Here is a 6,523-nt window from a genome sequence, read left to right as displayed (position 1 = left end):
CACTGGTCAAGTGAGGATTGCGGGTGTTTGGTCTCAGGTTTTTAGAGGTTCCCTAAAGTGGTCTGTCACCAGATAACCGGTAAAGCTACCCAACAAGGCATCGGCGGCGGCCTTGCCGCGTGAGTAATGGGTCATGAAGTATGTGACGGTGGTGTCCGCCAAGGCCCATAACCAGTAGGTGTCCGTGCCACGGTAATGGCGGGTTTCATCCGCATGGCAGACCGCTTGCCCACGCACATGCTCACCGACCTGACGGTACAGCGACCCCATCCAGGGGATGGCTTTGCCTTGCGCCTTGCTGATGGCCCCGGTACTGAAGCGCACCTGCCACACTTCCCACAACAGAAGCTGGGTTTGGCGCATCGACAGGCGAAACTGTCCCGCCAGCACCACAATCCAGGCGATCACGCCCGCGCCCATTTGCCCACTGGGAACCCAGTCCGGCCACTGGCTGTGGTGTTTGGTGCCGCAGGATTGGCAGACGCCCTGGTAAAATTGATGCTCTGTCACCTCCGGTGGTGGCGGTGGGGCGATGTCTGTCACCTGATGGCGGTAAGGGTTGTCCCAGTCAATCGCCACTGCCCCACCACAGGCGCAGGTGCTTTCCGGGAAATACTGTTCGGTGCGGGTCACTTGTCCGGGGGGATATAACGCCCGTTCGTGGCGTGGATGGCCGGGTTGCCCACCCTGCGGGCGGCCACTTCCCTTACGTTTGGGACGGGCTGCCCGTTGTTCCGGGCTGTCTGTGGATGGCGGTTTGGAGCTGTTGCGCGAGCTGCTGCCCAGTTTGGCGATCAGTTCTTCGAGCTGCTTTTGCAGCGTTTCGACCTGTTGCTCCAGCATCGTGACCCGGGCTGCCTGCTTCTCCAACTCGGCTATCCGTTCCTGTTGGCGCACGATCAACTGATGTGCTTCATCCAGGGTGGTCGGCAGTGTATTGGCTGGGGCTAACAATGTAATCAGGGCTCGTGCTTGGGATGTGGGAATTTACTACAAAATCGCTGCTATGCCTAATATGAGGGCGTGAACGCTTACGCCACCATCCACCAGGGCCTTTTTCACCCCAGTGAGGCAGGCCGCCCGGCAAGACAAGGCCAACAAGCCACCCTGCCGGTCATTGACATCCGCTGTCGTGATGGACACGGCATGGGGCACCCCCCCGGTGTCCACGGCGATATGCCGCTTGATGCCGGACACTTTCTTGCCCGCGTCGTAACCTTTGGCCCCTGCGGTGTCGGCATCCTTCACACTTTGCGCATCCACGATCAGCAAGGTGGTTTTTTTGCCCGCCCATCGGCTTCACGTTCGGCGGCCACTAGGCCATCCAACACGGTTTCCAGCAGGCTGGGCTGGTCGGCATGCGGCTTGGCCGCCCATTGCCGGAAAGTGGTGTGGACCGTGTGATGGGGCGGGAAATCATGTGGCAAGGCCCGCCACTGGCTGCCGGTCTTCAGGACATACAGCACGCCGCAGACAACATCGTACAGGTCATGGGTGCGCGGTTTGGTGCGGCGGCGAAAGCTTTCCAGGTGGCAACCGATGGCTTCAAATTGTTCCCGGCTGATGTCGCTAGGATAGGGGTAGCGGTCGGTCATCGCTGGTGCTCAAAAATGCCTTGAGTCTAACACCCAAAAAGATTATGAGCAGGTTCTTAGATAATGCATCCATAGGCGGGCAAGGGGCGTATTACGCATATCAGTAACCGCCAAAGTGAGCAGATCATGAAACAGCAGCAACACTTTACCCAGGCTCTTGCCCCTGCCCGCCGGGACTTCCTCAAACACGCCCTGACGCTGGGTTTGGTGGCAGGAAGCGGCTATGGCATCAGCCGTCTGGTTTTGCATTCGAAGCCCTTGCAGGCCGCTGAGACGGAAAGCTTTGAGATTCAGCATACGCTGGAAGAGTGGCGCAAACTGCTGACGCCGCAACAGTTTTCTATTATGCGTGAGCAGGGCACAGAAACGCCTTTCAGCAGCCCACTGCTGCACGAAAAACGTACCGGCGTGTTTCATTGCGCCGCCTGCGACCTGCCGTTGTATGACTCCAGCACCAAGTATGACAGCGGTACCGGCTGGCCCAGTTTTTATGCTGCACGGGATGAAGCTGTGGGCACCGAGGAAGACCGCTCTTTATTCATGTTGCGTACCGAGGTGCATTGCCGACGTTGTGGCGGCCATTTAGGGCATGTGTTTGATGACGGCCCGCAACCAACCGGCAAGCGCCACTGCATCAATGGTGTGGCCCTGCGCTTTGTACCTGCCTGAGAAGGATTTTTCAGCTAAATACTTTCTGGATGCGCTGGGAACTGGCTCATGTTTGCTTATCCATTTGCCGGTACAGGTTGTAAGCCATATACGCCATCAGCAGCGTACCGCCAATCAGCACCAGCCACATGGCGAGCAATTTCCAGGGAAAAGGGTTCGGATGTAGCTCAATATCCCCCAGCGGATGCGCTTCACCCAAACTGACTTGTTCAGGCTGCAAACCACGCCGTTGCAGCTCCCGCACAGCATCCTCCAGATTGCCCTGCGCGCCTTCGCTAATGGCTGGATTGCCATAAGCCAACGTGAAAGGCGGCTTGCCCTGCGCCAGGAACAACACAGTGTCCGGCTGCCAGCCGAGACTGATTTCAGGCAGGTTGCCAGACTGCGTGGCGGAGGCATTGTCCAGGCTGATTTTCCAGAACGGATCGCGTGAAACCACCAAGCCATCAGGCGCGCTTCGCACCTCGGTATTATCCAGTGTGAGCCGATACTGACTGAGGCTGCCGCGATATTGCCACTGTTCTTTTTCCCCCGGCTGTTGCGCTGCACGGGAATACACACTACCGCTATACATCAGCCCACTGGCTGGCGGCTTCAGGCGGATCTGGCTGATGGGAAGTATGCCCGGATTATCGAAGCGCCATTCAGCACCCTTCCCCGCCACGACAACGGCCTGCCGATCCAGCGTTAACCAATCGGACTTTTGCTGCACCTGCTGGCTGTAAACACCTTGCACCTCGGTCAGCACCACATCGGCCTGCGGCTGTTGCCAGCCCAAACGCAGGTAGGTGGCATCAGTGCAGGGAATCCCGACCTGCCGGTTTTCCAGGCTGGCCCCAGCGTGTTGCAGACGCGATACGCTCAAGGAAGCCAGCGTCTCCCAGTGATCCAGATCCTGACTGGTTTCCAGCGTAAAAGGCAGCACCCGGTTGGCGGCGGATTGTCGCCAGTCCAGCCTTAGCTGACATAGGGAACCAGCCTGCGGCGCAGCGTTGCGGATAATGTATTGCGTTACTGGCTGGCGGGAGGGCGGCGCTTCTTGCTTGCTGGTATCAATCCATAAATGCTGCTCGTCGCCAAACTGCTGCAATTCCAGCTTGATTTCGGCGGGGCTGGCGGTTTTATCCGGCTCCAGCGGAAAGAATGGCAGCGGCTTTTCCTCCTGCTGCTGGCTTGCCTGCTCAAGGCTACGGATTGCAAACGGCACGCTGACGCCATCGGCATTGAACACACGCACATCGGCAAAGTCCGGATGCTGGATATGCGCCAGTACGGCAGCAGGCAAAGTCGCCTGCCGCAGCGAAGACTGCCCTTCGGCAAAGTTTGCGCCAAAGGCAAAATCCTGCGGTGTCAGACCCTGCGCCCAGGCGTTGCCTACCAGCAGCATGAGCAACAACCATCCAGTTTTACGCTTCATGGGGAACCTCTGCGTTTTTTGCGTTTTTGTTGTCGCCGGGCAATGGCGCAAAGTAACCGATGCTCACCAACAACCCGCCCACAATCAGGAAGGACAAAATCCGCGCCAGATTGCCCTGTTGCGACAAATCCACCAGGAACAGTTTAAGCACCACAATCCCCAGCAATACGCCACCGGCAATCCACAGTTTGCGCTGTTGCTTACGGCTGGCAAGTACGGTGACCAACACGCCACTGAGCGCCCACAACACCGACAGCGCCGTTTGCACAAAACTGTTCGCCAGCAGGGTTTCCAACTGGAACGGAATCCCCCACACATAATGCGCCACCCGGAACAGCGTCATATTCAGCCACAGGAACCCCAAACCAGCCACGCCGATCAGCAACTGCCCGGCAGGCAAATTCGACAAAGGCGGAACATCCCGATTAACCCGCCACCAGTAGAACAGGCTCAGGGCAATGATACCGGTGGCAATATCCAGCGGATTCAGCAGCGGCAACCACGGCAACGGGCTGACAGCCTGCGCAGAAATGATAGCGTGCAAACTCCACAACAACAGATAAGCCGCCAGCACCGAGCCAGCCTGTTGCCGATAACTGCCCAGATGGCGGGAAAGCGGCCAGTGATGCGCCCGCAGCAACCACCACAAACCCGCCAGCGCTGACGCCGCCATCCACACATCCGCCAGGAATGCATCCCGCCCCAGCAAGGTTTGCAGGTGCGCCCACCCATCCAGCGTCAACAAAGCCACCAGCAGCAGGAAAGCGGCGCTATGCCAGCCCTTAAGCAGCGATTCACGGATACCAAAATCTTCGTTCTGATCCAGCCGGAACAACAGGCTGTAAAGCACGGCAAAGGCCAGCGGCCACGCCACCCACCCACCGTGCTGCGAAGGCTGATCCAGCACCGGCAAAGCCAGCAGGAACATGACCGCCAGCAAGGCCAGCGCCACCCACAGGGCATGCGTCCAGCGTGTCCGCAGCGCCCAAACGCCAAACCCGAAACTGACCGCTGCGGACAATAGCAGCAGGTTCGCGGGCAACCAGCCCGTATCCAGATGCGTGGTGAACTCGATGAAAAAGCCGCCGTACAGCCAGCCCAGCCCCCACAGCAGGAAAGCCGGGCTGAGCGCCACTTCCCAGGATTTACGCCCATCGAAATCCTGATGCAGCAACCACGCCGAACCCACGCCCGCTATCGCCATCAGGCTGGTGCTGATAAAACTGGCATTGAGGAAAACGTATTGATGCCGAAAATCTGCCGTCGCCAGATTCTCCAGCAGGTAATAACTGACGAACATGGCAGCGCCCAATTGCAGCAGCATTCCGAAAGCCCGCACTGACAAGCGGTTCTGGCGCGTACCCAGCCACAGCATCCCCATGCCTTCCAACGCCCAGGCCGCCGCCGTATGAGTCGGAGCCAGCGCAAACGGAATCGCCAGCGAAGTAAAAATCACCCCCAGCGCCAGAAATGCTTCCGCCAGCAGACGCAGCGCATCGCCCTTGCGTTGCCACACAAAACGGCTCAGCAGCACGTAAAACACGCCCATGCAGAAAGCGGACAGCGCCACCCCGTAAGGCATCTCCCGCACCATGCCGTATTGCAGCCCAGCGGTTGCCAGCGGCACCCCAAACAGCAGGGAGCCATCCACATAACCTTTCAGATTCGGCGGCTGGCGCAACGCATACAACACCGCAATCCCGACATACAGCAGGAAGAAAAACACCAGGAATGGCTCGGTGGTAGCGAATTTTTCCGGGGAATAATCAAACGCCCCCCACGCAACCCCAATCACAAAGGTAAAGGCGAAACCCAGCAGATTCAGCGGCCGCCATGTCTTGAACCAGGCAATCACCGCAATGGCGACATTCAGCACCGCGTAATAGCTAAACAGGCCGATATAATTGCCCGAACCGCTGGAAGCCAGAATCGGCGCAAGAAAGCCGCCACTGAAACCCAGCACCGCCAATGAACGCGCATCCTGCAACACCGCCAGCGCCGCCGCCAGCATACTGACCACAAACAGCAAGCCGAAAGCAGGCAGTGGCGGCATCAGGCTATACAGGCTGAAAGCGGCGAACACATCCAGATACAGCACACCAATGCCAGCGCCTTGCAAAAGCAGCGCGTAAACCGCTTTTTTCTCCCGCAAACGCCAGCCCAGCCCCAGCAGGAAAATGGCTCCAGCGGCGACCCCGGCCAAGCGGTATTCAATCGGCAACAAGCCCTGATCGGATACATATTTCAACAGGAAGGAAACGCCCAGAAACAGCACCAGGATGCCAATGCGCACAAACAGGTTGCCGCCGGTGAAATACGCCTTGATGTAGCGAAAGACGGCATCCTCCAGGAAGGAAGGTTCTGGCAAGGCAGGCTCTGGCTGGGCGGGTGGAAGGCGTTCTTCCGGAATGCTGCGTGGCCTTTCCGACGGCAGCTTCGGCGCTGGCTTGGGTATGGGCAATGGTTCATCTGGCGGCGGCGCAAGTGGCGGTTCGATGGCGGCGACGGGGCGCGGCACAGTCACTTCGGCCTGCTTGCTGACGGCTGCCTGACGCTGTTCCCAATCCTTCGCCATGGCGGCGCGCAATTGTTCCAGCGCCTTTGCGGTGCGGTTGGCCTTACCCCACAGGTAGCCGATGCAAGCCGCCATGACGATACTGATCCATTCATCGTCATACCCGGTAACCAGGTAGGCGACGCTTGTCATGAGCGCGGCAATGACAGCGAATGCGGCAGGATGCATACTAATTCCCCAATCCATTATTATTTTTGATACTGGCGCAAATTCACTGGGGTGGCAAGGAAGCTTTCACCTGTCGCGCTTGGCGCTACTTGCCGTCAC

General features: G+C 58.6%; 4 protein-coding genes and 2 pseudogenes. 1 reads left to right on the top strand and 5 read right to left on the bottom strand.

All coding sequences use genetic code 11. The features are described 5' to 3' along the window. Nucleotides 1-33 precede the first annotated feature (33 nt). The 3 genes and pseudogenes from VSS37_RS09495 to VSS37_RS21830 form a co-directional block, all read right to left on the bottom strand. Nucleotides 34-954 carry a DUF6444 domain-containing protein gene (locus VSS37_RS09495; RefSeq protein WP_324694659.1) on the bottom strand — a complete coding sequence of 307 codons (921 nt, stop codon included), beginning with the start codon at nucleotides 952-954 and terminating at the stop codon, nucleotides 34-36. A gap of 134 nt (nucleotides 955-1,088) precedes the next feature. After that, nucleotides 1,089-1,316, bottom strand: a pseudogene (locus VSS37_RS21835) (transposase); the annotation flags it as partial. 65 nt (nucleotides 1,317-1,381) lie between these two features. Beyond that, a pseudogene (locus VSS37_RS21830) lies at nucleotides 1,382-1,595 on the bottom strand (transposase); the annotation flags it as partial. Between the two features lie 126 nt (nucleotides 1,596-1,721). Between VSS37_RS21830 and msrB the strand changes: the two are divergent. Then, nucleotides 1,722-2,264 (top strand): peptide-methionine (R)-S-oxide reductase MsrB, encoded by a 543-nt coding sequence (gene msrB / locus VSS37_RS09485; protein ID WP_324694657.1) that lies wholly within the window; start codon nucleotides 1,722-1,724, stop codon nucleotides 2,262-2,264. A gap of 46 nt (nucleotides 2,265-2,310) precedes the next feature. Here msrB and VSS37_RS09480 read toward each other — a convergent pair whose 3' ends face one another. Continuing rightward, nucleotides 2,311-3,681, bottom strand: coding sequence for a DUF3999 family protein (locus VSS37_RS09480; protein WP_324694655.1), 1,371 nt, complete (start codon nucleotides 3,679-3,681; stop codon nucleotides 2,311-2,313). Continuing rightward, on the bottom strand, nucleotides 3,671-6,424 hold the full coding sequence (locus VSS37_RS09475; protein WP_324694654.1) for a DUF2339 domain-containing protein: 2,754 nt from the start codon (nucleotides 6,422-6,424) through the stop codon (nucleotides 3,671-3,673). The genes VSS37_RS09480 and VSS37_RS09475 overlap by 11 nt, the downstream gene beginning before the upstream one ends. Between the last annotated feature and the right edge of the window lie 99 nt (nucleotides 6,425-6,523).

It is taken from the genome of Candidatus Thiothrix phosphatis (genome assembly GCF_035668035.1).
Classification (GTDB): Bacteria; Pseudomonadota; Gammaproteobacteria; order Thiotrichales; family Thiotrichaceae; genus Thiothrix; species Thiothrix phosphatis.
The sequence above is the reverse complement of the archived record's forward strand: the minus strand, read 5'-3'. Positions and strand labels throughout refer to the sequence as shown.